General features: G+C 55.0%; 23 protein-coding genes. 11 read left to right on the top strand and 12 right to left on the bottom strand.

What is annotated here, in order from left to right:
• The first annotated feature begins 7 nt into the window (after nucleotides 1-7).
• From serA to ACWHYZ_RS20460, 10 genes are all read left to right on the top strand, one after another.
• On the top strand, nucleotides 8-1,600 hold the full coding sequence (gene serA / locus ACWHYZ_RS20505; protein WP_447984524.1) for a phosphoglycerate dehydrogenase: 1,593 nt from the start codon (nucleotides 8-10) through the stop codon (nucleotides 1,598-1,600).
• Between the two features lie 115 nt (nucleotides 1,601-1,715).
• Nucleotides 1,716-2,981, top strand: coding sequence for an ATP phosphoribosyltransferase regulatory subunit (gene hisZ / locus ACWHYZ_RS20500; protein ID WP_447984523.1), 1,266 nt, complete (start codon nucleotides 1,716-1,718; stop codon nucleotides 2,979-2,981).
• Between the two features lie 18 nt (nucleotides 2,982-2,999).
• Nucleotides 3,000-4,373 carry a replicative DNA helicase gene (gene dnaB / locus ACWHYZ_RS20495; protein WP_447984522.1) on the top strand — a complete coding sequence of 458 codons (1,374 nt, stop codon included), beginning with the start codon at nucleotides 3,000-3,002 and terminating at the stop codon, nucleotides 4,371-4,373.
• 81 nt (nucleotides 4,374-4,454) lie between these two features.
• A complete protein-coding gene (locus tag ACWHYZ_RS20490) occupies nucleotides 4,455-6,290 on the top strand; it encodes a tetratricopeptide repeat protein (protein ID WP_447984521.1) in 1,836 nt (611 codons plus the stop codon).
• A 277-nt stretch (nucleotides 6,291-6,567) separates the two neighbouring features.
• Nucleotides 6,568-7,155: a type IV pilin protein gene (locus tag ACWHYZ_RS20485; RefSeq protein WP_447984520.1), complete on the top strand. Its 588-nt coding sequence runs from the start codon at nucleotides 6,568-6,570 to the stop codon at nucleotides 7,153-7,155.
• 161 nt (nucleotides 7,156-7,316) lie between these two features.
• Complete coding sequence (locus ACWHYZ_RS20480; protein ID WP_447984519.1) at nucleotides 7,317-8,183, top strand: hypothetical protein; 867 nt, start codon at nucleotides 7,317-7,319, stop codon at nucleotides 8,181-8,183.
• Nucleotides 8,184-8,194: 11 nt separating this feature from the next.
• Nucleotides 8,195-9,157 (top strand): ABC transporter ATP-binding protein, encoded by a 963-nt coding sequence (locus tag ACWHYZ_RS20475; protein WP_447984518.1) that lies wholly within the window; start codon nucleotides 8,195-8,197, stop codon nucleotides 9,155-9,157.
• The gene (locus tag ACWHYZ_RS20470) at nucleotides 9,154-9,918 is read left to right on the top strand and encodes an ABC transporter permease (protein ID WP_447984517.1); all 765 of its coding nucleotides are present in this window, start codon (nucleotides 9,154-9,156) and stop codon (nucleotides 9,916-9,918) included. Before ACWHYZ_RS20475 ends, ACWHYZ_RS20470 begins: the two co-directional genes overlap by 4 nt.
• Before the next feature lie 170 nt (nucleotides 9,919-10,088).
• Nucleotides 10,089-11,390 carry a nucleotide sugar dehydrogenase gene (locus ACWHYZ_RS20465; RefSeq protein ID WP_447984516.1) on the top strand — a complete coding sequence of 434 codons (1,302 nt, stop codon included), beginning with the start codon at nucleotides 10,089-10,091 and terminating at the stop codon, nucleotides 11,388-11,390.
• Between the two features lie 151 nt (nucleotides 11,391-11,541).
• Nucleotides 11,542-12,660, top strand: a complete 1,119-nt coding sequence (locus ACWHYZ_RS20460; RefSeq protein ID WP_447984515.1) for a DegT/DnrJ/EryC1/StrS family aminotransferase — start codon at nucleotides 11,542-11,544, stop codon at nucleotides 12,658-12,660.
• A 153-nt stretch (nucleotides 12,661-12,813) separates the two neighbouring features.
• Here ACWHYZ_RS20460 and ACWHYZ_RS20455 read toward each other — a convergent pair whose 3' ends face one another.
• The 11 genes from ACWHYZ_RS20455 to ACWHYZ_RS20405 all read right to left on the bottom strand — a co-directional run bounded on the left by ACWHYZ_RS20455 (nucleotide 12,814) and on the right by ACWHYZ_RS20405 (nucleotide 24,720).
• The gene (locus tag ACWHYZ_RS20455) at nucleotides 12,814-13,596 is read right to left on the bottom strand and encodes a hypothetical protein (protein ID WP_447984514.1); all 783 of its coding nucleotides are present in this window, start codon (nucleotides 13,594-13,596) and stop codon (nucleotides 12,814-12,816) included.
• Nucleotides 13,597-14,582: 986 nt separating this feature from the next.
• Nucleotides 14,583-16,256 carry a dihydroxy-acid dehydratase gene (gene ilvD / locus ACWHYZ_RS20450; protein ID WP_447984513.1) on the bottom strand — a complete coding sequence of 558 codons (1,674 nt, stop codon included), beginning with the start codon at nucleotides 16,254-16,256 and terminating at the stop codon, nucleotides 14,583-14,585.
• A 176-nt stretch (nucleotides 16,257-16,432) separates the two neighbouring features.
• Entirely contained in the window at nucleotides 16,433-16,792 is a 360-nt protein-coding gene (locus ACWHYZ_RS20445) for a PepSY domain-containing protein (RefSeq protein WP_447984512.1), read from the bottom strand.
• A 21-nt stretch (nucleotides 16,793-16,813) separates the two neighbouring features.
• On the bottom strand, nucleotides 16,814-17,419 hold the full coding sequence (locus ACWHYZ_RS20440) for a Spy/CpxP family protein refolding chaperone (protein ID WP_447984511.1): 606 nt from the start codon (nucleotides 17,417-17,419) through the stop codon (nucleotides 16,814-16,816).
• A gap of 68 nt (nucleotides 17,420-17,487) precedes the next feature.
• Nucleotides 17,488-18,123: a MarC family protein gene (locus tag ACWHYZ_RS20435; RefSeq protein ID WP_447984510.1), complete on the bottom strand. Its 636-nt coding sequence runs from the start codon at nucleotides 18,121-18,123 to the stop codon at nucleotides 17,488-17,490.
• A 32-nt stretch (nucleotides 18,124-18,155) separates the two neighbouring features.
• Nucleotides 18,156-19,217, bottom strand: a complete 1,062-nt coding sequence (locus ACWHYZ_RS20430) for a DnaJ C-terminal domain-containing protein (protein ID WP_447984509.1) — start codon at nucleotides 19,215-19,217, stop codon at nucleotides 18,156-18,158.
• 198 nt (nucleotides 19,218-19,415) lie between these two features.
• Nucleotides 19,416-20,357, bottom strand: coding sequence for an ATP-binding protein (locus tag ACWHYZ_RS20425; protein ID WP_447984508.1), 942 nt, complete (start codon nucleotides 20,355-20,357; stop codon nucleotides 19,416-19,418).
• Nucleotides 20,358-20,501: 144 nt separating this feature from the next.
• Nucleotides 20,502-20,696 carry a MoaD/ThiS family protein gene (locus ACWHYZ_RS20420; RefSeq protein ID WP_447984507.1) on the bottom strand — a complete coding sequence of 65 codons (195 nt, stop codon included), beginning with the start codon at nucleotides 20,694-20,696 and terminating at the stop codon, nucleotides 20,502-20,504.
• Between the two features lie 113 nt (nucleotides 20,697-20,809).
• A complete protein-coding gene (locus ACWHYZ_RS20415; RefSeq protein ID WP_447984506.1) occupies nucleotides 20,810-21,379 on the bottom strand; it encodes an acyloxyacyl hydrolase in 570 nt (189 codons plus the stop codon).
• A 73-nt stretch (nucleotides 21,380-21,452) separates the two neighbouring features.
• A complete protein-coding gene (galT, locus tag ACWHYZ_RS20410; RefSeq protein ID WP_447984505.1) occupies nucleotides 21,453-22,457 on the bottom strand; it encodes a galactose-1-phosphate uridylyltransferase in 1,005 nt (334 codons plus the stop codon).
• 85 nt (nucleotides 22,458-22,542) lie between these two features.
• The gene (locus ACWHYZ_RS20405; protein WP_447984504.1) at nucleotides 22,543-24,720 is read right to left on the bottom strand and encodes a glycoside hydrolase family 57 protein; all 2,178 of its coding nucleotides are present in this window, start codon (nucleotides 24,718-24,720) and stop codon (nucleotides 22,543-22,545) included.
• A 371-nt stretch (nucleotides 24,721-25,091) separates the two neighbouring features.
• On the opposite strand from ACWHYZ_RS20405, the gene ACWHYZ_RS20400 reads away from it, so the two are divergent.
• Nucleotides 25,092-25,604: a VanZ family protein gene (locus tag ACWHYZ_RS20400; protein WP_447984503.1), complete on the top strand. Its 513-nt coding sequence runs from the start codon at nucleotides 25,092-25,094 to the stop codon at nucleotides 25,602-25,604.
• On the opposite strand, the gene ACWHYZ_RS20395 is transcribed toward ACWHYZ_RS20400, so the two are convergent.
• Nucleotides 25,579-26,103 carry a hypothetical protein gene (locus ACWHYZ_RS20395; protein ID WP_447984502.1) on the bottom strand — a complete coding sequence of 175 codons (525 nt, stop codon included), beginning with the start codon at nucleotides 26,101-26,103 and terminating at the stop codon, nucleotides 25,579-25,581. The genes ACWHYZ_RS20400 and ACWHYZ_RS20395 overlap by 26 nt on opposite strands.
• Nucleotides 26,104-26,111: the final 8 nt, after the last annotated feature.

Below are 26,111 nucleotides of genomic sequence, written 5' to 3'. Positions count from 1 at the left end.
GGCAGATGTGAAGATATTGGTGAGTGACAGCCTGTCGAAACAAGGTGTCGAAATCTTGCAGAAGGCGGGTTTTACCGTCGATGTGAAGACCAAGCTCTCGAAAGATGAGCTGCTCAAAGAAATCAAGACCTACGATGGATTGATCATCAGATCGGGCACCAAAGTGACTGCCGAGGTCATTGCGGCCGCTGAGAACCTCAAAGTCATCGGCCGAGCCGGGTCCGGCTTGGACAATGTCGATACACAGGCTGCCACCAGGCGTGGCATTGTCGTCATGAATACGCCGGGTGGGAACACCGTCACCACTGCCGAACATACCATGTCCATGCTCTGTGCAATGACGCGGCGAATCCCCCAAGCGACAGCTTCCATGAAGGCCGGAAAATGGGAAAAAGAAAAGTTCATGGGCGTCGAACTGTACAACAAGACGCTGGGTATCGTCGGAATCGGGCAGATCGGCGGATATCTCGCCAAGCTGGCACAAGGTATCGCCATGAACGTCATTGCCTATGATCCATACATGGCGGAAGAGCGGGCCCGAAAGATGGGGGTCGAGATCGTGGATCTTCCTGAGCTCTTCAGACGAGCAGATGTGATTTCAGTGCATACTCCATTGACGGCTGAAACCAAATCGCTGATCAATGCGGCCGCGATTGCGCAGATGAAGCCCGGCGTTATGATTGTGAATTGTGCCCGAGGCGGCATCGTGAATGAGCTGGATTTGGCCGAAGCCTTGAAGTCGAAAAAAGTGGCGGCGGCGGCCTTTGATGTCTTCGATGAGGAGCCGGTGAAGCCGGATCACCCTCTTCTGGCATTGGATAATTTTATCTGCACGCCTCACATAGGTGCTTCCACGACCGAAGCACAGGAAAACGTGGCGATCGGGATTGCGGAACAGATCGTGGATTACTTCTCGAAAGGGATTGCGCGTGGTGCCGTGAATATTCCATCCGTCCCGCCCGAGGTGCTCCCCACGTTGCACCCCTATTTGACGCTGGCAGAGAAGCTCGGGCTCCTTCAGGCGCAATTGTATGAGGGTGCGTTAGAGCGGGTGACGGTTGAGTACAGCGGTGAAGTGGCGTCGTTGTCCGTGGCGCCGCTCACGATTGCGGTGTTGAAGGGCTTACTGACGCCGATTTTAGAAGACGCCGTGAATTATGTGAATGCACCCGTCATTGCAAAGGAACGCGGGATCGAGGTCAAGGAAGTCAAGAGTAGCGATGCCGGAAATTTCACGAGCGTGATTCGCGTGCGGGTGGATGCCGGCAAGAAGGCGCATCGGCTGGCCGGTACTCTCTTCCATCGAAAAGAAGCTCGTGTGATTGAGATCGATAACTTCCAAGTGGAAGTCGTGCCCGTAGGCCATATGCTGCTGATTCTCAACGTCGATAAGCCGGGAGTCATTGGAGCGGTCGGCCAAGTACTCGGCGAGCACAATATCAATATTGCCAGGATGCAATGTTCTCGTGAAGAACGGGGCGGGAACGCATTGCTGATCATCGGATTAGATGCGCCCTTGCCCGGCGGCATTGTCGAGACGATCAAACGCGGGCAGCATATTCTTTCAGTTACACTGGCCGATCTGTCCAGAGCGGAATAGCCGCGCTTCTTTTACGATGGCGCCCTCATCATCATCCCATCGCTCTCGGAAGCGGCTCGGCCCTTCGGTACCTCTCCAGCACCAGAAACACGACCGTTCCCTTATCCCTGTCGGCATGGCGACCATTCTGCCGCATACGGCCAAGCGCGTGCGCCATGTGGAAGATGTGTTGCTGACCACCCTTGGGCGATGGGGTTATCAAGAGATTATTCCGCCGACGTTTGAATATCTTGATGTCCTTCAAACCGGGCTTGAGCCGGACCTCATCGAAAAATGTTACAAATTCTCCGACCGCACTACCGGTCGAATTCTCCTGTTGCGTCCGGACGTCACGGCGCAGATCGCAAGAATCGTTGCCATGGGAATGGTCGGATCGCAGATGCCGCTGCGATTGTGTTATCGGACGACGGTGTTTCGCTATGAGCCCGAACATGCCGGACGGGAACGTGAAATCTTCCAGGTGGGTGCCGAACTTATCGGGACTGACACAGTGGCCGCCGATGCAGAGATGATTACACTCATGGGCGATTGTCTACAGCAACTGGGGCTGCACGATTTTAAAATATCACTCGGGCATGTCGGTTTCTTCAAAGCGCTGCTCGCTAAATCGGGGCTGTCGGTTGAGGGACAAAAACGGGCCGAGCAAGCGGCAGCACGAAAGGACTTACCACGGCTCGAGGAAATTTTTCAGGACGAGCACGTCGCCACTGCACAAGCTCGGGCCATCCTGGAGACGCCTGGCTTGTATGGCAAAGAGGAAGTGCTGGCACGGGGCCGTGTGCTGGCAGGTCGAGACCCGGCTTTGCGCGCGGCCCTGGACCGGTTGACACGGGTCTACGAATTGTTGTCCGACTCAGATTTGAACGATCGCCTTTTGATGGACCTGGGAGAATTCAGGGACTTTGAATACTATGACGGCTTAGTGTTTGAAGTCTTTGCCAAGGGCTTGGGTTATGAAATCGGCGGTGGCGGTCGGTACAACCATTTGATTGGACGGTTCGGGCGTGATCTTCCCTCAACCGGGTTTGCCTTCGACGTCGATCGGTTATTCCAAAGTATGGAGTCGGTCGACGGTGAGCCGGTTACGTCCGGTGTGCATTGTCTGATCTGCAGCGGGTCCGACCGGCAAGCGCAGGCCTTTGAAGTGGCACGTGCACTCCGGCAAGGCGGCTATCGTGTCGTGCTTGGGCGCTCGACCGGGAACAGCCCGCAAGCGCTCCGTCTCATGCTCGACGAAGGCAAGCGGTTGGAGGCGCAGATAACTGCGTTAGTCGGTAGTGCGGACCTATCCTCCGATGAGGTGTTGATCGTCTCAGCCTCGCCGAAAGTTCTGCAGCGGACCGTCAAAGTCAAAGAACTTCCGAGCCTCCTTCGTCCTTAGTCTTTCAAAGGTTGTCGTATGGCGATGAAATCCATGGCGATCGGTCGCTCGGATCAGTCCGAGCCTCGGCTACCTCCCCAGAATCTTGAAGCAGAGCAATGCATACTGGGCGCCATCCTGCTGGATAATCCTGCCATGGCAAAGGCCATGGAGTTGATTACCGATGAGGACTTTTATCGAACCTCGCACCGGAAAATCTACCTTGCCATGTTGGACCTCTCGGACCAAGGAGAGGTCATCGATCATATCACCCTTACGGAACACCTCAAGATTAAGAGCGAGTTGGAAGCCGTGGGGGGATCTGCGTATCTTGCGGAATTGTTGCAAGTGGTGCCGACCGCCGCAAATATTAAATATCATTGCCGGATTGTTCGCGATAAAGCGCTGCTCCGCGGTCTCATCACGACGTCTACCGACATTATTTCACGTGGCTATGATGAAGCGGCGCCGGTTGACGACCTCTTGGATTTTGCGGAACGATCCGTCTTCAGCCTGGCTCAGGGCAAGCTTGGGCGTTCGTTTATTCGAGTTAAAGAGATTATCAAGGAAAGCCTGGATTACGTCGATGTGCTCTCCAAGCGGGATCACAATACGGTGACCGGGATTCCGACGGGGTTCGTGGAGATCGACGAAATTACCGCCGGCTTGCAGCCGTCGGATCTCATCATCATTGCGGCGCGTCCAAGCATGGGAAAAACCAGTCTGGCTTTGGGGATGGCGCAGCACGCGGCCATCAAGCATGGCCATGTCGTTGGGGTGTTTAGCCTTGAAATGTCGAAGGCGCAGCTTGTCCTTCGGATGCTCAGTTCTGAAGCCCGGGTCGATTCCCATGCGCTTCGAACCGGAAGACTGCAAAAAGAGGATTGGTGGCGTCTTGCCGAAGCCGCCGGCAAGCTCGAACAAGCCAACATATTTATCGATGACTCCGGTGCTCTCACCGTCCAGCAAATGCGGGGGAAGGCGAGGCGTCTCAAGGCAGAACAGAAACGTCTCGATCTGCTCATCGTGGATTATCTGCAATTGATGCAGGGGCGAAGCGACGCGGAGTCGCGCCAACAGGAAATTTCGGATATTTCTCGTTCATTGAAAGCGTTGGCGAAGGAACTCAATGTTCCGGTCGTCGCACTCTCTCAGCTCAGTCGCGCGGTGGAAGCCAGGAAACCACCCATTCCTATGCTGGCAGACTTACGCGAGAGCGGCGCGATTGAGCAGGATGCGGATCTGGTCATCTTTATTTATCGTGATGACGTGTATGACCCGGAGTCCGAGAAGAAAGGGATCGCCGATATTTTGGTCAGAAAGCATCGCAATGGTCCAACCGGCGACCGACAATTGGTCTTCTTGGATAGATTCGCCAAATTTGACAACCTCGAGGAGCACCATACTGTTTGACACCCTCTTTCGCCAACCTTATAATTCAGATGTGACGCGCTGACTCCCTTCCCCACTCATCATCAATGTAGAGGTTACGCGATGAGCAGCTCTGTCTACGTGGCTTTCTCGGCACGGGCGAGGTGGGTGAGGATTGCCTTGCCGCTTACGGTCCTGTTCGCAACGGTGACGTCCTGTTCAACGGTCCCGGCGGCGGAAACGCGTGTCGCCTCCACGTCCCAGCCGATCCATGCACCGTCGACACCCGCCTCTCTGCCTAGAGACTCGCGCGCTTATTACCATTTCTTGCTCGGTTATGAAGCGGAGCTGAATCAGGACACTGCAAGCGCCATTCGGGAATACCAGCTGGCGCTTCGGAGTGATCCTTCTTCCGTCTACATCAAGTCTCGGCTGGCGGTGTTGTATTTTTCTCTTGGCGAGGTGACACATGCCGTGGACATCGCCGACCAGCTTGCACTAGCCGGGAGCCGCGACGGACAGTTGCACGTTCTCATGGCAGGTATTTACGCGAAGGCAGGGCAGAACGAAAAAGCATTGCGAATGTACGACCGTGCGATCGAGTTGGATCGCGACCAAAGCGAAGCCTATTTTTCAAAGGGCGTCCTGCTCGTCAATCTTAAACGCGTGGACGAGGCGGAACGAGCGTTTGAACAAGGCATTGAGCGCTCCAAGGATTCTCCCATTGGCTATTACTATTTGGGGCGAATCGAGATTGAAGCGAAACAGTTTGACCGCGCTATTCGACACTTGGATCAAGCCATTCAGATCAATCCGCATTTCGAACCGGCGTATATGGCGTTAGCGGCCCTCTATGAGACCCAACAAGACCGGCCCGGCGCTATTCGGGTTTATCGTAAATATTTACAAGTGATCAATCCGCAGAGCAAAGAAATGCGGCATCACCTAATCCGGCTGTACCTCCAAGAAAAGGCGTACCGCGATGCGTTGGGAGAACTAGATACGTTGTTACGGGAGGACCCCGATGATTTGGACGCGCAGCTTCGGGTCGGACTGGTCTACGGAGAGCTGAAGGAATATCCCAAGGCAATTGCACAATTGACGAAGGTTCTGTCGGTGCGGCCCGCTGAGCTTCGCGTGCGGGATTACCTGGGCCTCATGTACGAGGAGGTCAAGGAGTACGACAAAGCCATTGAAGCCTATCAAGCCAATCTGAAGGTCCAGCCAACGTATACCGATGGCCATCTCCATTTGGGATTCCTCTATTATCGGCTGAAACAATCCGCGGAGGCGATCCCACATCTGGTTGAAGTCGTCAAGCAGAACCCAAAACAGTCGGATGCCCATCTCTTGTTAGGGCTCACCTACTTGCAGTCCGAGCAGTACGCCTTAGCCTCGCAAGCCTTTGAAGAGGGCATTCGCTACAATCCCGCCAATCCAGATCTTCATTTCAACCTGGGGACGGTGTATGACAAGCTGAATCGGTTCGATGACGTCGTGCGTACAATGGAGTCGGCCCTCAAATTGGACCCCAAGCACGCCGATACGTTGAACTATCTTGGATATACCTATGCGGACCGGGGCATCAAGATTCCCGAGGCCGTCGAACTCACGCAGCGAGCCGTCTCGTTGAAGCCGGACAACGGATATTATGTGGATAGCCTGGCCTGGGCCCTCTTCAAAATGGGACGTTTGGATGATGCGAAAGCCGAGATCACCAGGGCGGCGACATTGGTCAAAGATGATCCCGTGATTTATGAACACCTCGGGGAGATCTACCTAAAGCAAAATCTTTCCCAGGAAGCCAAGGAAGCGTGGCTCCATTCCCTGGAACTGGACCCCTCAAATGCGAAATTGATCGACCGCTACAAGGAGCGTGGTTTTGGCGATCCGACCTTGGAAGAGCGGGTCCGCGAAGCTCAGCGTCGGGTTTCACAAAATACGGTCAATCCTAAGTAACCACCCTGTCAAGAGTTTCCCTTTTTCCCCTCTGTCAAAGTTCTATCCCTCCGTCGTTTTGCGGTGCCAAATCTTGTCCGTAAGTATCAATCTATGGAGCCACTGTATGATTCTGTGTCAGGCGACGCTATGGCATTTCTCTAAGTATATGAAAATACATGATGACCGAATCCCGCCCAATCGGCATGAAAGGTGCTTCCTCACCCCACCAACAATGCGGCTCGTACAAAGGCAATGAACGGAGGGGCAGAAGGTGAGTCAACAAAGGAGGGTCATCATGAAGGCATTACGCAGTAACAAGGGTTTTACCCTGATCGAGTTGATGATCGTGGTGGCGATCATCGGTATCTTGGCCGCCATCGCGATCCCGAACTTCCTGCAGTATCAGATGAAGTCGCGGCAGGCAGAGGCCAAGACGAATCTGCAGGCGATCAGAACCTCTGAAATCGCGTTCCAGGCCGAGCGTGGTTGTTACCTCGGGATCAGCGCCGAGGGCCCGACTGTCGCCGCTAGCACTAAAACAGTGAGTCTTCCTTGGCCTGGAAATGCTGCCGTCGGTGCTACCAACTTTTGCGTCACTGGCGGTACCTTCCTAGGCAACTTTAGAGATATTGGCTTTGTCGCCACCGGCAATACCTTTTATCGGTATGCGGTGGAAGGGGTTGCCACAGGGGCTACACTGCCGGTTGCGGCGTGTACTGCTGGTATGACAGGTGGGACTATGCTAAATGGTGCCGCGAGTACGACAACAGATGTAGGTTTTACTGCAGCGTCTGCATCGAACTTGGATGGCGATGCCAGTATTTCGATTTGGGGTTCAAGCAACGATTACGGAGCAACGGACTGCAGGGTTGGTTCCTTCTAAATTAGAAGACCATACCGATGAAGCTGATGTCCCGCCGGTGGTAGCCGGCGGGACATCCTCGTTTTTCATCTTGTCTAGTTCTTGCTATGAGCACACCTCTCATTTCTGCGACATCCCGTACCATCAGTTCTGACACGATTGGTTGGCTTAGGTCGAGTGGGTTGGGTCTGATCCTTCTTCTTGTCCTGCGGCTAATCTTCTCGTTACAAGAGACGCTAGATCATCGTCTCAATCGCACGGCGATCCAAGTCGAAGGCCTCGCCCGTCTTCCTCGCGGCGAATATCTCAAACCAGCCGTGCTCGGATACCGGCACGTGGCAGCTGATGTCCTTTGGCTTCGGCTCGTACAGGTCATCGGTCAAAAACGAAACACTGCCGATGAATATGAATGGATGTACCACGCCTTGGATGTCATTACGACACTCGATCCTCGGTACACCTACGCCTATGAAGCTGGTGGGACGATCTTAACGGAACTCGCACATCGAACCGATTTGAGCAATCGAATCCTTGAGAAAGGGTACGAAGCAAATCCAAATGTGTGGCGGCTGCCATTCCAGCTCGGGTATAACCACTTCTTCTATCTGGCTGATCCAGGCCGGGCCGCGGGCTACATCGCTCAGGCCGCGCGTCTCCCTGGTGGCCCTGCCTATCTGCCCGGGCTCGCGACTCGGATGTATGCCGAGGCGGAAGACCCAGAGGTTGCATTAGAGTTTCTGGCGGCTATGTGGGCACAGACAGATAATAGTTACGTGAAGGCGGAGCTGGAAACGCGGATGAAAGAATTGATCATTGAGCGCGATGTCCGTCACCTTGAACGTGCCGTTAGCCGGTATCGCGAACGGAACGGAGCATTTCCCGATCGCCTTCAAGAGCTTGTAGGTAGAGGGGATTTAGGCAAGGTACCTGAGGAGCCATTCGGGGGAGCGTACGTCTTGGACGCCACAACAGGAAAGATAACGAGTACGACGCATCCAAAACGATTGCGTGTGATCCGGCCAGAAGAAGCCATCAAACCTCCTCAATAAAGAGGTACCCGGTGAGTTCCAGCGCGCCAAATGTGGTGCTCAAAACAGAAGGACTACGGAAGGCGTTTAAGGTCGGTTTTTGGGGCCGTCCCATGATCGCGTTAGAGCATCTTGACCTCGAAGTGCGGCGCGGGGAAGTCTTCGGATTCCTTGGTCCAAACGGTGCCGGCAAGACGACGACACTGAAGATTCTGATGGGGTTGATCTATCCCACCAGTGGAAACGCTTGGGTGTTGGACCGGCCAATCGGTGATGTGGAGGTGAAACATCAGATCGGGTTCCTTCCCGAATCGCCATATTTTTACGATTATCTGACATGCGAGGAGTTTTTACGGTTTTATGGGCAACTGTTTGGCCTGCATGGGGCCGCGTTAGGGAATCGGATAGACTATCTGCTTCAGCTTGTCGGCCTACCGCATGTGAGGGCCTTGCAGCTCCGAAAGTTCTCCAAGGGGATGTTACAGCGGATCGGCATCGCGCAAGCGCTCATCAATGACCCTCATTTGGTCGTGTTGGACGAACCGATGTCCGGGTTAGATCCGGTCGGTCGAAAAGAGGTGCGCGACATGATCTTGAGTTTGAAGGAAGCCGGCAAAACTATTTTCTTTAGTTCCCATATTCTTCACGACGCGGAACTTTTGTGCGATCGTGTCAGTATTCTTGTCAAAGGGCGGATAGTCGCAATGGGACAGGTCAAGGAATTGGTTGGAAAGGCTTCCACATCTTCCATCGAAGTCGTGGTGGAAGGTATGAATGCCGAAGGGCTGGCTCATGCTCATCCCCTGCTTCAACGTAGTGTTCGCCAGAGCGATCGGACGCTCCTGGTCTTACAAGGACACGAGCACCTCAATGGATTGCTCGACGTGATCCGGGCCTCCAAAGCCACACTCATTTCCGTCACTCCACATCAGGGTTCTCTGGAAGATCTCTTTATGAAGGAAGTTCACGAGCAAGGGGTCCGACCTGAATCATGAGACGCATTCTTTCCATCAGCCTCAACACGTTTCGGGAAACGCTCCGGGAAAAACTCCTCTACAATTTGTTGATATTCGCGCTGTTGATGATCGGTAGTTCGATCTTGCTATCGCGCCTGACCCTAGGCGACGCGAATCGGCTGATTCTGGACCTCGGACTGGCGAGCATCAATCTTTTCGGTGTCATTATCGCTATTTTCGTGGGGATCGGCCTAGTGAGCAAAGAAATCGATAAGAAAACGATCTATACGATCATTTCCAAACCGGTCCCACGTTACGAGTTCCTGCTTGGCAAGTATCTGGGCCTTTGCATTACGCTTCTTGTGAATACAGCCATCATGGTGGCCGGGCTGCTTGTTGTGCTGCACATCATGGACGTCCTCATCGAGCTTGTGCTTTTCAAATCGCTCCTGCTGATTTTTATGGAATTGCTCGTGATCACCGCCGTAGCGCTCTTGTTTTCGACGTTCACCAGTTCGACGCTGAGCGCAATTTTCTCTTTGGCGATCTACGTCATCGGCCATCTTTCCGCCGATCTGAAGATCTTCGGCGCAAAGTTAGACTCGGTGAGTCGGGGTATCGTGAATGCCATCTATTACCTGATGCCAAACCTGGAACGATTCAATTTGAAGGGTCACGTGATCCATCAGCTTGATGTTGGAATGACAGACATGATGCTGATTATCTGCTATGGGATAGCTTATGCGACACTCGTTCTTCTGGTTGCCGCCTTCATTTTTCAACGTAGGGATTTCCAATAGCCCATTCCGTTCGATCCCTTAAGCGTGAAAATAAGAAGCCTGCAGATTGATGTGAAGTCGTGCTTGCATTGACTTTTCAGGCATTGTATTGATAGGGACCTTACTTGCCTGATGATGACTGATGGCGCATACTTCCGGCATAGTTGATTTGATGAGCTAGGAGGCCTGGCATGTCGTTACTCGAAAAAATCAGGAGTCGTTCGGCCATTGTCGGTGTCGTGGGCCTGGGCTACGTTGGACTGCCTCTTGCCGTGTTGCAGGCGAAGACCGGCTATCGGGTGTACGGCATCGATGAGGTGCCGGAAAAGGTGGAACGCGTGAACCGAAGCGAAAACTACATCTCCGATGTTGACGATAACGATCTTCGTCAGGTGGTGAGCACGCAACGATTCTCTGCGACAAGCGATTTCAGCATGCTTCGCGAGTGCGACGTCGTCCTTATCTGTGTGCCGACTCCGCTGACCCGTAATAAAGAGCCGGACATCAGCGCCATTTTGAAAGTTACCAACGAGTTGGCGAAGTATGCGCATCCTGACATGCTGGTCGTCCTTGAAAGTACGACCTATCCCGGGACGACCGACGAAGTGATGATGCCGATCTTGACGAAGCGTGGGTTGAAGGTCGGCGATACACTGTTCATGGCCTTTTCTCCGGAACGGGTCGATCCGGGCAACCGCTCCTTTAAAACGCAGAATACTTTCAAGTTGGTCGGAGGGGTGACCCCTGCGTGCTTGACGGTCGCGCAGGCCTTCTACGAACAGTCCATCGTCAAAATCTTCCCGCTGTCGTCTTCGCGGGTGGCCGAAATGGCAAAGGTGTTTGAGAATGTCTTCCGGTCTGTCAATATTGCTCTGGTAAATGAATTGGCGATTCTCTGCGACCGTATGGGATTGAACGTCTATGAAGTGATCGATGCGGCGGCCACGAAGAACTTCGGGTTCATGGCGTTCTATCCGGGCCCCGGCGTGGGCGGCCATTGCATCCCACTGGATCCTTATTACTTAGCGTGGAAATCCAAGGAATACGACCTCCACACCCGGTTCATCGAGTTAGCCGGTGAAATCAATGAAGGCATGCCGTACTATGTCGTCGCCAAGCTGCAGCGCGTGCTGAATAAGCGTGGAAAATGTCTCAATGGAGCGAAGGTGCTGGTGTTGGGGGTGACGTATAAAGCGGATGTGGAAGATCCTCGCGAAACGCCGGCATTAAAAGTTATGGAGTTGCTTCAGCATGAAGGTGCCGATCTATCCTATGCGGACCCGTTCGTGCCCAGCGTGGCGCTTGAAGATCACACGTATAAGGCTGTACAGGTCACAAAGGAGCGATTGCAACAGAGTGATTGCGCGCTGCTTCTCACAGCCCATTCTGCCTTTGATTACGAGATGGTCGCGAGCCATGCGCCGGTCGTATTCGATACCAGAAACGGGACGAAAAATGTCAAAGGCAATAGGGAAAGGATTGTCCTGCTCTAAGCTCACTTGTGATCATGCATGGCCATCGTCATGTCCGGGTCTTTCGACTTGCAATATCGATCTTGGTTATACCTAAAACTATCGCCTGGCGTGACATGTTCGCTCTGTCGACACGTCATAATTTCTACCATGATTTGAGCAGGAGCTACATGTGAATATTCCTCTCCTGGATCTAAAGGCCCAGTATCAGACCATTCGAAAGGACGTGCTGGCGGCCATTGAAACGGTGTGCGATGAGCAAGGATTCATCCTTGGCCCGCGGGTTGCGGACCTCGAGCGAAGTCTGGCCAAGTATGTCGGTACGACCCATGCGGTTGGTGTGGCCTCCGGAAGCGATGCGCTTCTTCTTTCCCTCATGGCGGTCGGTGTCGGGCAAGGCGATGAGGTTATCACGGTTCCATTCACCTTCTTTGCCACGACCGGAGCTATTTCCCGCTTGGGCGCCAAGCCGATTTTCGTCGACGTATGTGCCGATACGTTTAATATGGATCCTGCCGGGATTGAAGCGGCTATTACCCCTCGCACAAAAGCCATTATCCCCGTGCACTTATTCGGGCAGTGCGCCGAAATGGAGACGATCACTGCGGTCGCAAAGCGACACGGACTGGCGGTGATCGAAGATGCCTGTCAAGCCATTGGGGCAAAGCGTCACGGCGTGATGGCGGGCGCCATGGGAGCAACCGGATGCTTCAGTTTCTTTCCGTCGAAAAATTTGGGCGGGTTCGGCGATGGGGGATTGATCACCACCAACCAGGACACGCTGAACGATGCAATGGCCATGTTGCGCGTGCATGGCAGCAAAGTACGTTATCTGCACGAGTCGATTGGGATCAACAGCCGGCTGGATGCACTGCAGGCGGCCGTGCTTCAGGTCAAACTGAAATATCTTGATCAATGGGCAACAGGCCGCAGAAGAAATGCGGCACGATACGAACAGCTATTCAAGGATGTGAATTTGAATGATCGAGTCAGACTGCCGATTACTGCGGCGGGCAACGAGCATGTGTTTAATCAATTTACGGTGCGCGCACAGAAGCGCGATGAACTGCGTGCGTATCTGAAAGACCAGGGAGTCGGGACCGAAATTTACTATCCGGTTCCCATGCATCTGCAGACCTGCTACCAGGACCTCGGCTATCAAAAAGGATCCTTCCCCGTATCAGAACGGGCTGCCGAAGATGTTCTATCCCTTCCCATCTACGCCGAATTGAAAGATGATCACCTCATCCGTGTGGTCGAGACGATCGCTGCCTTCTATAAGTCTCATTGATGAGCGTAGCGGATAGTACTGCTGTTGAAAACGACGAGCGATTGCAGGGATCTGGCGACGCAGACGTTCAGGCAGTGCCCGTACTGTGACCGTGTTTCCCGCTCTCCATCTCAGAAGCTGACAATCCAACAGTCAAACGTGCGGCGGTAGGTTTTATCGAGCCCATGCATCAGTGCGCCCGGACTGATCATGATGGTGGGTTTCGTCAGGTTGTGGCGACGTGTTGAAACTGGACGCGACGATGTCCGTAGGTTTCGGCGATCGTTGGGCATCGCGCGGCATCGGACGCGGGGCAATGACCGCATGATTGTAGATTCTACTGCCGACATGAGGTGAATTCTGCCCCATCTGCTCTAAATCCCGAAGTCGCGGCGTCAGGTCAACAATGGCAGCATCGCTCGGCACGGGAAACGACTGAGCCATGCTCCGACGCTGTAATTCCAGGGCTCTGGCTCCCGGCATTTGCCAACTCTTCACCAACATGTGACGGTCGAATTCAACTGCAAGTCCGAAGCGACGATATTCCCATGTAAATTCATTGCCCTGACGCATTGTAATGGATGCGGGGAGGCCGAACCGGGCAAAGATTTGCTCACGTGACATGCCGATGGAGAGAGCAGGATATTGTGGCATGGATATGGGCTGGCCATGTTCGCCGGTTCGCGGCTGACGGCTGGCTGCCAGTAGCTGGGCGAGTCGATCTGTTTCCACACGAAGCAATCGCCACACGGTCACTGTGTTATGTGGGCAGCCAGGTGAGTCGGTCTCTTCAAAGACCATTTGCGTGTCGACATACAAACCGGACGTATCTCGAATCTGTGCATAGTTTAGAATCTCTTGTACGCCATGCCGAAATGCCTGTTGTCGCCCTTCCTCTGAACGGTTCGCGCATGAACACCGTCCGACAAAAAACGAGTCACTGCCGAACTGAAACATTGCTTGCTCAGTCCAGACAGGACGGTTCAGGGACGCGGAGGCTGAGGTCATAGGTACCGGCGGAATGATAATGAGAAGGATCAGATAGACGAGGATGGCTTCTATACGAGGTGCGAGTCGAAAAGTGTTGAAGAATCGGTGGAAGGCCATGGCATTTGCCACCATCTAACAAACGGTACAAATGATGAATGAGATCCTACTCTTGTGTCCAGTTTAGTTACAAGAAGATACAGCGGTGCGTTGATGGCTAGGAAATCCGGTCTAGCGAGATTGCTAGAGGTTTCGTCTTAGGAAGGCGGCGCATTTGGGTACCCCAGAGCCTATAGGGAGGACTTTCTGTCAGATGAATTCCCTGCACAATGACGGCGATATGCCGTATTGACATGAGTAAGACTCAAGACTAGTGTGGCGTATGAGTGAATTGTATTGGTCGGGGCGACAATGGATCGCGACCATTGACACCCCTTTAACAGAGAGGAGGTCTCGATGACAGACCTTACTCCACCTGGCTCACAGGGCCCGTCACCGGCAAAGAGTTCCTCTCCTCGCTAAGGCGGGTTTTCTAGTTGAACCCTCTGCTCCTACGGTCGACTGCTATAGCGAGCCATGTGTCGTGACCACATCAGGCACTCCAAATGGAGTCTGAAAAGCTATCGAGGTCGATCAGAGCAACCTATTAAGCAGATGCTCTGCGGAACAACGGGTTTGAGAGACTGGTAATACCGACCTTTCCTGGAAGGCGGGCCCAACAAACATAAGTATGAGAGGTCTACTATAAGAAGTGGGCTGTACCGTCCGGCCGGTAGAGCCCACTTCGTTTTTCCAAGCTGTTTGTGGTGTTACTCAGTTCATTGAGAAACACACTAGCGGCATGCTCCGAGAATGGGTCGCCTCGGAAGTTGGTCCCCTATGGAGAGCAGGACCGTTTGGTGGATCAACGGGGGATGTGCCCCTGAGCCGGGAAAGGCCGAACGACTCGTGAAGCGTTAGGTGGTGATCGCACCTTCCGAGGCCGATGACACGTGCCGCGCATATTTCGCCATCACACCCATGATGTAGCGTGGGACTGGAGTCTTCACCTTCTTGAGGCGTGCCTTGATCTCAGTCTGTGTCAGATCGACGTCCAGCCGCCGTTTGGCAATGTCGAACGTGATTCTGTCGCCATTTTTGACGGCCGCGATAGGGCCGCCTTTCACCGCTTCGGGGGCGACGTGACCGGCCATCAGGCCATGGGTGGCGCCCGAGAAACGACCGTCGGTCAACAGCGCCACTGAGTCGCCCAGTCCGGCACCGACAATGGCTGCGGTCACGCCCAACATTTCCCGCATGCCGGGCCCGCCGGACGGACCTTCGTAGCGAATCACGACGACGTCGCCTGCCTTGATTTGCTTTGCGTTCACCGCGGCAAAGGCGTCTTCTTCACGATCAAACACCTTCGCTGGGCCGGTGAAGGTCATAATGGAGTGGCCAGCCACCTTGACGACACACCCTTCAGGAGCAAGATTTCCCTTTAAAATAACGAGACCGCCAGTCGGCTTGATCGGATCAGAGAGCGGACGCAATACCCGCTGTCCCGGCGTCTCCTTCGCTTGGTTTGCTTCTTCCCCGATGGTGCGCCCGCTCACCGTTGGCTGATCAGGATGCAACAGGCCCGCGTCAAGAAGTCGCTTAGCAACGAGGGTCGTGCCGCCGGCCTTGAAGAGATCGGCAGCGGTGAATCGGCCGCCTGGCTTGAGGTCGGCCAGGAGCGGGACCTTGCGATTGATCTTATCGAAGTCGTCAATGGACAGTCGTACACCGGCTTCCCGTGCAACGGCCAGAAGGTGTAGGACCGCGTTGGTGGAACCTCCCGTCGTCGCAACAGCTGCGATCGCATTCTCGATCGATTTGCGAGTAATAATTTGTTTCGGCCGCAGATCCCGCTTCAGCAGGTCCATGACCATCCGACCACATTGAAACGCGACATCGTCTTTGTGGCTATCCATTGCAGGGACTCCATTAAGCCCCATCGCGGAGATCCCCAAAAACTCGAAGGCGATCGCCATCGTATTCGCCGTGAATTGGCCGCCGCATGCCCCCGGTCCCGGACAAGCATGATCTTCGAGATCCTTCAACTCGGCGTTCGTCATCTTGCCGGATGCATGTTTGCCGACCGCCTCGAATACATCTTGAATTGTGACATCATGGCCCTGGAACTGTCCCGGCATAATGGAACCCCCGTAGAGCATGAGCGAGGGCACGTTGAGCCGAGCCAGCGCCATGACGGTCCCGGGAATGGTCTTATCGCATCCCGACAGTGCAACGACTGCATCGAATAAATGTCCGCGCGCCACCAGCTCAATGGAGTCTGCAATGACTTCGCGGCTGATTAACGACGCCTTCATGCCTTCGGTGCCCATGGAGATACCGTCTGAGACCGCGATAGTGTTGTATTCGATCGGGGTTCCACCGGCCGCCCGAATCCCGGCTTTCACGCGTTCCGACAGTCGGCGTAGATGATAGTTGCACGGCATTACCTCGATCCAGGTATTTGCCACGCCGACAAGTGGCCGCGAGAGATCCTCATCGGTAAATCCTACGGCTTTCAGCATGGCGCGGGCCGGCGCCCGGCCTGGACCGTCCATCAGTGTGTGGCTCTTATGTCTGGGATCGATCGGCATACGGTCCTCTCTATTCTATGGAAGGCGACGACGCACGAAAGATGGCGTACTGTGTACCATCTTCGCCGGATTACCTGCAAGTGATTGAGAGGCTGAGGAGGACCGAAAATAGATTCAGCAACCGGCGGGCCACCGGTCGGGTGGCCCGCCGTGATAAGCAGAAAGATTGAGGCGTGTTAGTGCTTCCCCTTCTTCCCTTCTTTCTTTTTCTCGTCCTTCTTCATTTCCGTGTCGATCACATCGCCTGACGCGGCATCGATGTGGACTTCCGTGACGTTGCCGTCGGCGCCGACCACTTCGACTTCCCACACGGTTTTCCCGTGCTTCTTCTCGAGTTCGGCTTCCACGATCGTGCCTGGCGTCTTATCCGATGCGGTTTTGATCGCCTGATCGATCGTGACCTTAGCGTCCTTCACCAGGTCGGTGACTTTGGCTTCTTCTTCCTTCCCTTTTTTCCCTTTGTCGCTCCAGGCCGGCATGCTGAGGGCTAAGAGAGAGACTGTGATGACTGTCACTGTGAGTCCGAAGCGTTTCATAGCCACCTCCATTGAGCGTGCTTACTTATGCGGGGCCTTGGCGCCATCACCATGGCCGCCCATCATTCCTTTATGTTCTTGCATCATCTTCTCATGGATTGCTTTTTCCTTCTCGCGTTGCTCAGGCGTCAACAAGCCCATTGCCTCTCGCCGAGTCTTGATGGCAGCCATTCGAAGCGCCACTTCTTGATCTTCACTCTGCTTCAGCTTGGCTTCGATAGCGCCCAGATCGGATTTTTCATCATCGACCATCGCTTTGACTTCGCGCTGCGCAATCATAATGTCGGCTTCGCTCTTGATGCGGGTCTTATCCAGATCCAGCTGCAGCTGCTTGAGTTTGGCCACTTGATCCGTGTTCAGCCCGATATCCTTCTCATGCTTCAGCATGTGGCGCAGCATATGGCCGGTGCTGGCATGCATCATCATGCCCATGCCGGGCATGCCATGACTGCCGCCATAGCCTTCCTTGCCATAGCCCCCGCCATGGCCGTATTCGCCCTTTTCATATTCCCCGCCCTTGCCATGCTGGCCGTCCTTGTCCGCCCATACCGGCGTGACACTCAGGGCTGTTAGAAAGGCTGCGGTTCCCATGGCGAATGCTGCTCCCATTCCGAATCGTGTTCTCATTCAGTCCTCCTTGTTATGAAATTGTGAACGATGTACGGGACGTACGGGTGCGCGATGCACCACTCCGATCAGCGGGCGAAGAGTCCTCCTTCCCCTTTGATCGCATTGAAGATGAATTGAATCGCGACGGCGGCCAACAACAGCCCCATGAGGCGTGTAATGATTTTGATCGCTATCGGACTCAGCCAATGTGCGCCTCTTCCGGCGATGGCAAACGTGAGATAGCTTGCGACACCCACCGCCGCCAAGCAGCCGTACAAGACGAGACGTTGTGAGAGGTTCTGCGCTTGTCGATCGAGCAGAATCATCGTCGATAAGGCTCCCGGGCCTGCCAGCATAGGCATTGCCAGCGGCGTGATTGCCACGTCCTCTTTGATCAGGCCTTCTGCCGTCTCTTCGGCCGTTTCCTGAACTGGGGATCGTTGCGCCCGCAACATATCGAGGGCGACCAGAAGCAGAACCAGCGCGGCCGCAATTTGAAAGGCCGGCATGGTAATGCCCAAAATCTCAAACAGCGACGCTCCGGCCAGACCGAAACCAGCCAGGATCCCAACGGCTACTGCGCAAGCCGTTCGCGCGGTTCTCAGTCGGTCCGCTACGGCCTCGCGCGCCGTCATGGCAAGAAACGCCGGCACGGCGGCGATGGGATCGACAATGATGAACAGCGAGCCGAAGGAAAACAGCGCGTATTCAAATAAGGTCACGGGTCACGGTCCTCACAGGGCTTGCCGAGGCACTAGACCCGGCCGGCAGTCCGCAGCACTTCCACTCGAGGGTCAGGATGCGGAATCCGCACTAACTCTTCATACAGCTTGCGTTCTTCTTCCGTTAGAGACGGGGGTAGGACGATCTGAAGCGTGAAGAAGAGATCGCCATGGCCACCCGCCGGTTTTGGCAAACCCTTACCTTTCAGGCGAAGCTTTGCTCCCGCGCGGCTGCCGGGCGGGACCTTGACGCGCACTGGGTCTGTCAGCGTAGGAGCCAGTACCTCTGCTCCTAAAACGGCCTCCCAGGGGTAGACTGGTAACTGAACAAGGAAATCTGCACCCTGGCGTTGAAACACGGGATGAGGCTCGATTTGCACGAGCAAATAGAGATCTCCCGGCTTTCCGCCGTTATGGCCGGGTGCGCCTTTTCCTGCGACGCGGACGCGAGTGCCATCCTGAACGCCGGGAGGAATCTTGACATCGATGGTGCGAACTTCAGTTCTGGTGCCGGTTCCACCACAAGTCGGACAGAGTTTCCCTCGTTGTCGGCCTGTCCCGCCACACGTCGGGCATGGGACCGGCTCCGACAGTTGGACGCGTCGGCTTACCCCGGTCAGGACTTCCCGGAGGGTCAGCCTCACGGTGGTCTCAAGATCCTCGCCTTGAATCGCAAACCCTTCAAAGGGGCTAGTCCTTCCGCCTTGCGTGCGTCCACCTCCTCGTCGGAAGAGGTTTTCGAAGAAATCGCCGTAGTCCTGGCCTTCGTCCTGCGCAGATTCCTGCCTCCAATGAAATCCGGAACCCCCTCCTGCGCCCGCGCCAGCCTGTTCACGGGCCTTCTCATAGGCTTCCGCTTCCTGCCAGCGATGCCCATAGCGATCGTACTTTTTCCGCTTCTCCGGATCGCTCAGAATTTCGTGGGCCTCGTTCAGCTCCTTAAACTTCTTTTCCATTTCGGCTTTTTTGGAGCCGCCATGCAAGTCGGGGTGGTATTGGCGGGCAAGGCGACGAAAGGCCTTCTTGATGTCTTCGGGGGTCGCCGTACGGGGTACTCCCAAGACGGCATAATAATCTTGTTCAGTGGTCGCCATTTAGAGCGCTCCCTCGCGACGTGCTACGTAAAGCTTACGGGCTCTGCGGCCGGTTTGCAACTCTGTGGACAAGCCTAGCACACCTCGGGCTATTCAGCTCATGATGGGGTCCGATGAGGAGGGTCGGGGTTAAACAGAAGAAAGGTGCTCGCGCAGTGGGTGAAGCGGAGTCCACGAGTGCCACGAGAAATGACGACCCTAAGAGGAACTTACCTTCGCCTTGGCGCGCGCCATCATCTTGCAATAGGAGCAGACCTCGGCGCTGGTGGGTTGTCCGCAGGCGGAGCAAGGATGGAGGGCGGCCTGATCGTGTTCTTGCATCGTGCCTGTCCGGGGTGGCGCCGAGGTCTCTCGCTCCAGGAAGCCGCAATAGAAGCGTTGTTTGGTGCCGGGAGACTCCGTTTCCAAACGGTTGAGCACTTCCTTATAGAGCAACATCTTGGAGCCTTTGGCCATCGGACATTCTTCAACGACGTAGTCTATCCGGTTCAGCACCGCGTAGGCTGCAATTTCCCGCTCACTGAGCCGATAGAGGGGCTTTACTTTTTTTGCGAACCCTTCTACTGAGGCCGGTAAACTCGGGCCCTGCTTGTCGAGATATTCCGTTTGCCAGTGTAGAACGTTTCCAAGCAGACGGGCCGCCTCGTCATCGAGATTGTGACCTGTGGCCATGACATCGTAATCCTGTTCGACCGCAGCTCGGTTGAATTGATATCGCTTGATCGTTCCGCACGTCGAACAGGTCGGTCGATGAATCAGCATGGCCAACTCACGGATCCCTGCGCCGGCTTGTTCTTGCACGGTGTGCACCATCAGTTTCGTCTCATGTGACTGCCCGAGTTTCTCGGCGAAGCGCTGCACTTTCTCATGCGATTTTCCCGAGTAACCCGGAATGCCAAGGTCCACATAGAGCGCATCGGCACGATAGCCGAGCGTAAGAAGAATGGACCAAAGGGTGAGACTGTCTTTGCCCCCGGACACGGCGACCAGAATGCGATCTGCTGGTCCAAACATCCGCTCCGACTTCACGGCTCGCGCCACCTGTTCGTGTACGAACCCGTTAAAGCAGAGCTTGCAGAACGCGGCGTTGTGCCGGGGAAGACCGATGACTGCTTTGGTTTTACACTTCGTACAATTCATATCATCAGGATGCTGAATGACCCCAACTGCGTTCTTGGCTTGTCCCTATCCTCAACGTAGCCCAAGGCTACGCCTGCGGTGGGGTCGGGGCCTTGCGCCTTGTTGGGTGCCCATTTTGAGCATCCAATAAGTAAGTTGGTCTGGCTACCCGCCTGAAATCACCGGTCGGATTTCCACTTGATCTGTATCTTTCAACATTTCGTCTTCGGTGACGAGATCGTCGCCGCGGATGACCAAATGCGCTTCGAGGACCAGATTCAGATCACGCAGCAGTTCTTTCACCCGCTTTGGGCCTTTAATTTCGACGTCGCGTTCCGGATGGCTTAGGTGTACGGTCATGGTGTTCGATGATAAGGCCCTTGTGAGTGGGATTGCAAATGGAACGCGTTGAATCCGCTGCTATGTACTCAGTGGTGAAAAGGCGCATGCTGCAATGACTTCACTTCGCGGCCTTAAAATCTATACCCGATCTCAATCAGATACATGTCGACGCCGAGGCTGGACTGGCCGTAAAGCGTGGCATCAGAGAAGTGCTGGAGACGGAAGCCGGCATATCCATGCGGAAATATGTTGGCGCTGACTCCGACGGTCGCCACAATTTGTACCGGGCCGCCGAAGTCTTGATTGCCGAACTTGTAGTTACTGAAGAAGCCGGGCCCCGCCCCTCCATCCAACGCGAACGTTCCGTTCCTGCTCGTCAAGGCGAGAGTCGGAATAATCGTTGCCATCAGACCGGTTTCTCCCGCTCCAGAAATGGCGCCTGCACTCGTAATCAGCCACGTCTCAATCTTCCAGGGGGTTTCGCCGAGTGGCCAAGCCCATGGCAGTCTGAATACTGCAGCAACATCGTACAGCCGAAAATTATACTTTTGCTCTTTGCCTAAAAATGTTTGGCCGCTGAGGCCGAGTCTGGGGCCAATCCGGATTAGGCTTGTCTCTTCGGCAAAGCCCGGGGTGTGGATGAGGGCGATAAAAACCATACCCGCAAGCCCATTGAATACGAACGTCTTGATGTCACGCATGTGCGGCTCACGGTCGCCTCTGGCGATCGGTGCACGGTTACCTACGGTGAGTAATCAATGGTGACGGGGATGATCAAATATCCGCGTCGCGCAGAAATTTGGCGGATTCTTCAGGGGGCACGGGATTGATATAAAATCCTGTGCCCCATTCGAAGCCGGCCACTTGCGTCAGCTTTGGGATCAACTCGATATGCCAGTGATAGAAGTCCCCCGTTTTCTCATGAAGCGGAGACGTATGGAGGATGAAATTGTAGGCGGGATTCGAGAGTACGCGGTCCATGCGGCGGAGGGATTCGGACAGAATGCGGGCCAGCAATTCAAATTGTGTTTTTTGGCTCTCTTCAAAATAGGCGGCATGGCGCTTGGGCAAAATCCACATCTCAAATGGAAAGCGAGGAGCAAATGGCGTCACAACAATAAATTCCGGATTGTCAGCCACAATACGTGTGCGTTCGGTCAGTTCCTGTCGAACGATGTCGCAATAGATGCATCGTTCTTTCTGTTCAAAGTGCGAACGACAGCCTTCAATCTCAGCCGCCACACTGGTAGGCACGACCGGCAACGCGATTAACTGGGAATGGGTATGCTCCAATGTCGCGCCCGCGGCGGCGCCGTGATTTTTGAAGACGAGGATAAATCGAAGGCGAAGATCCCGCTTCAAATCTACCATCCGGTCGCGATAGGACCACAGGATATCTTCAATATGTTTGGGGGCGACATCCGCGAGTGCTGCCTTGTGGTCCGGTGTTTCGATAATGACTTCGTGGGCCCCGATGCCGTTCATGCGATCGTACAGGCCCATGCCTTCTCGGCCCATCTCGCCTTCGATTTGGAGGGCCGGGAATTTATTCGGTACGACCCGCACAGTCCAGCCGGACGAATTGGCCGGGCCCTGCTGCGGCCGATACGCCAGGACTTCGTGAGGCGTCAGATGTTCCTGTCCCGGACAAAACGGGCACAGATCGGTCGTCGGTAGGCGCGCATGCGTATCTTCAAAAAAATCACGTGGACGACCGGCCCGCTCCGTCGAAATAATCACCCACCGCCCGACAATCGGATCACGACGCAGTTCAGGCATACGGGGCCGCCCCGAATGTACAATGTAGAATGAAACAGGCAAAACTCTTCATGTTCCCTTGAACATTACGCGATAGATCATCGCGCTACACTCTCCACATTCTCGCTTCGAAATTGCGGTCGGGGACGGTCAAGGCAACGGCATGATGCCTGGGATACCGCTCGATCTCAAGTCCACCTTCAGTGAGAACGAGAGTCAAGCTGAAGTCCTGCCCCGCCTGGAGCGCAAGATCTTTAAATGGAACCCCCAGTTCGATGATTTGGCGAGCGGCAATGGTCGTGTATCGGCCCACTTCCTGGAACGCCTGCATTACCGACGACCACAAGATGAAATGATCCACCCCGGTGGAGAGGGGAAACGAGGCTTTATAATGCGAGTGTGTCGTCTGAATGTGCAGCTCGGTCGTCGTGTGCTTATCCTGTGGTAATGGCGACACATCGAGACGTACGAAGAGCTCATTCATGCTATAGCCGAACGCAAGGTGCGAGAAGCGTTCACTGGCCTTCCACATAGCCCCGTGGGGGGGCGACGGATCGATGAGACCGGCGCCGCGCCATTCGAAAAAGTCCGTGATCCTCCCGTCGATCTTCGGCGAAATCAGGCGAACCGGCAGGTGGATCGATTGAACGCTCGATAGCGTACCGGTGTCGAGGACGGAATGGTTCAAGAACTCGGGAGCGGCGGTACCGGCCCGAAGAAACACATTACGCAAATGCGTGCGGAACAGCCGGTCGAATTCCAGTTTATATTCGGTATGAAAATCGTCGCCGTACCACCAGAACCAATCACTGCCTTCAGCCGCATAGAGCGCTTCCCATGCACCCCTCGCCTGTTCCGTCGTCAACGTCGGCTCCATCTCGACCAATCGTGCGCGGGTCTCCCGAACCATGTCCCATGCACGATTGTCTTCTGCGTGGCCGATCCAGATTTTGAAGTCCGAATTGATCCACGAGCCGGAGTGGAGATGGGGCACTCGCGCCGAGGCAGGAGAGTGATCAAGTGCTTGGCTGATCGTCCTCGTCGAAACACGGCGATCGGGCGCATCAAGGGCACCCGTGGAGAGACGTCTGTACAGATCGCTGAGGAACCGCTCGCCACCGTCGTAGTAATGTTCCCACGGGTTCTCTCCATCGAGAATGATAGAGATGAGGGCCTGATCGCTTGTCGCGTGTTCTACGTTGGATGCCAAGCGGCGCAACACATCCTCGACGGCCGACTCCGCCGTCCATTTGGAATAGACGAATCCAAAGGCATCGGAGATGTCCCGGTCGCGGAACACCATGGCGATATCTTGGTCGGGTGACCCCACCCGGTACGGTCTGAAGAGATCAGACTGCCGACTCCAGTGGCTGAGCGAGCGAGCGAGCACCCCTTCATCGGTCGCCATCCAATCAAATCCTGCCAGCCGGACGAGGGGAACCATCTCGGGACAGACTGAGCCTTCAGATGGCCAGAGGCCCCGTGGCGCGTGGCCGAATTGTGCTGTGTGGTATGCCACTGCCCGCTGGAGCTGCGCCTCGGCGTCCGCGGTCGCTTGCAAGCGGGAGGGCAGCGCAGAGTCCGGACGCGGCCGGCGGCCGATGTCGGTGTCGATTACCAGCGGGAGGATGGGATGGTAAAACGGCGTCGTCGTCAGCTCGACCTGCCCCTTGTCTGCCAGCGCTCGATACATGGGAATGATGTCGGTCACCACCTGGCGTTGAATAGCCAAGACCTCATGTTTGTTTTCTTCGGTAAAGCCGCGGTCTTTCTGCCGTAGCGCTGCCAGGCGCGGGTAGCGAGCCACTGCTCCGTATCCAAACCACGCCAAATTGTGCCAAACCTGTAAGTCCAGCCAGTCCTGCGTCGTGAACTCCTTCGCGACACGGTCCCAGTCGAGGCGGTCGCCGTCGATGCCACGTTTCACGAGCAGTTCATGATAACGAGGAAACGGGCGAACCATGTTAGCCCAATTGGCGGCAAAAAAGTGGCGCAGGAGGAAGGCGCGTTCGCCGGGCGCCAGGTCCGTCGCGGGTCGCGCGGCATATTCTAAAAAGAGATCGGCCACCGATCCGGAAACCACTTCATTTAGTTGCAGGAGAAGAGAGGGGGTGAAATTGAACGTCGAGCGGATGTCGGGAAAGCGCTCCAGTAAAAAGGCCATGTCAAAATAAGCTTTACTGGCATGGAGGCGGACCCACGGCATACCGACGGTTCGCGTGACCGGATCGGTGTAATACGGCTGATGCATGTGCCACAGAAAGCAGAGGTGTGCGGATTTCATGGCCCATGGGGATACGCGGCTCAGCGCGGGAAGTCAAGGGGAGGGTCGCCCGGCGGCATCTTTGGGCAAAGTAAGCTGGAGAATGACACGCAGGTATTTTGCAGATGAGCACAACATTTGAGGACGCGCTGTTCAGTTTGTTGTGTAGCAATCTGTTTTATAGCTCGCTAAGCGCGTTCATGGGACCAGGGATCCATTTTGCTGCAGTGAATAAATCCGACGGATTTTTGTCGCCATGCTGTCTCCTTTCTGTGGCATGTTGATGACGATACAAAATAGTTGTGCCGGCTCTTGCGCTCACATAGAATTATCCGCATTCACTGAAATGGATCAAACGTGCTGGCTCGGGCAGAACGAGAGGACAGACAAGCATGCAGCCGGACACAATCGAACGCAAGCCGGTGGTTGACGTGTTGTCGTATTGGGTGCCCGTGGCCCTTTACGCAAGTCTGATCTTTTACCTCTCATCCCAATCGCATCCTGAACGATATGTCCCCGATTTTGTCTTTCGGAAGCTGAGCGACAAGGTGCTCCATGGCATTGAATACGCCTTGCTCGGCTTCCTCTGTTATCGGGCGTTTCGCCATGCCGCTGGAGCATGGGGCGGGCAGTATGGCGTGCTGCTGGCCGTAGCCGTGGCCACACTCTATGGTGTGACGGATGAATGGCATCAAGCGTTCGTGCCCTTCCGGGAACCTGATCGCTTGGATGTAGCTATGGATTTACTGGGAGCTGTGATGGGTGTCGGAGTCTGCGTATGGGTGGAGCGACGAATACAGGCACGGAACCATGGTGTTCACGCGATCGCGTCGGACGGGCAGAGTGGAAGAGGCCAACCCAAGCCCGCTTCGAGAGATGTCACGCTGGAGCCAGGAGCCAGGTGACCCCGAGCACGTTGTGACATGGATCTTCGACACGTTCGGCGATGAACATGGCTAGCTGAGGTTCGAGCGACACGGGCTGGATCATAACCAAATACTCACTTTGCCTTGTCTCCGACCCATGGCGCAGTTCGAGGAACGCGTTGAGAAACGCCTTCCGTTCCTCCTTCTTAATAAACACCAATAAGGGCTGTCCCACGAGCAGATGACGGGGAAAGTTCAGCAGAAGAGCCGCCGCGTTATTGGTCCGCCGGATGACTCCGCATGCATCCGTTTCGAGATAGCTCCGCACACTCAGATCAATTTTGCGTTCTGACTTTCCGGCACGAGGAATCACCTCATATCCCGGACAACGCCCCGCTAGCACTTTGCGAGCAGAAGATACCGCAGTGGCACAATTAGAAATTTCTTTATCGATATCCGTGGGGGGGCCTTGTCTCAATTGATCTTGTAACTCCCGGATTTCCTCCTGCCACACATTTAACTGCTCTAATAGCGTCATGATGGCCT

This window comes from Nitrospira sp. Nam74, from assembly GCF_965152615.1.
The sequence above is the reverse complement of the archived record's forward strand: the minus strand, read 5'-3'. Positions and strand labels throughout refer to the sequence as shown.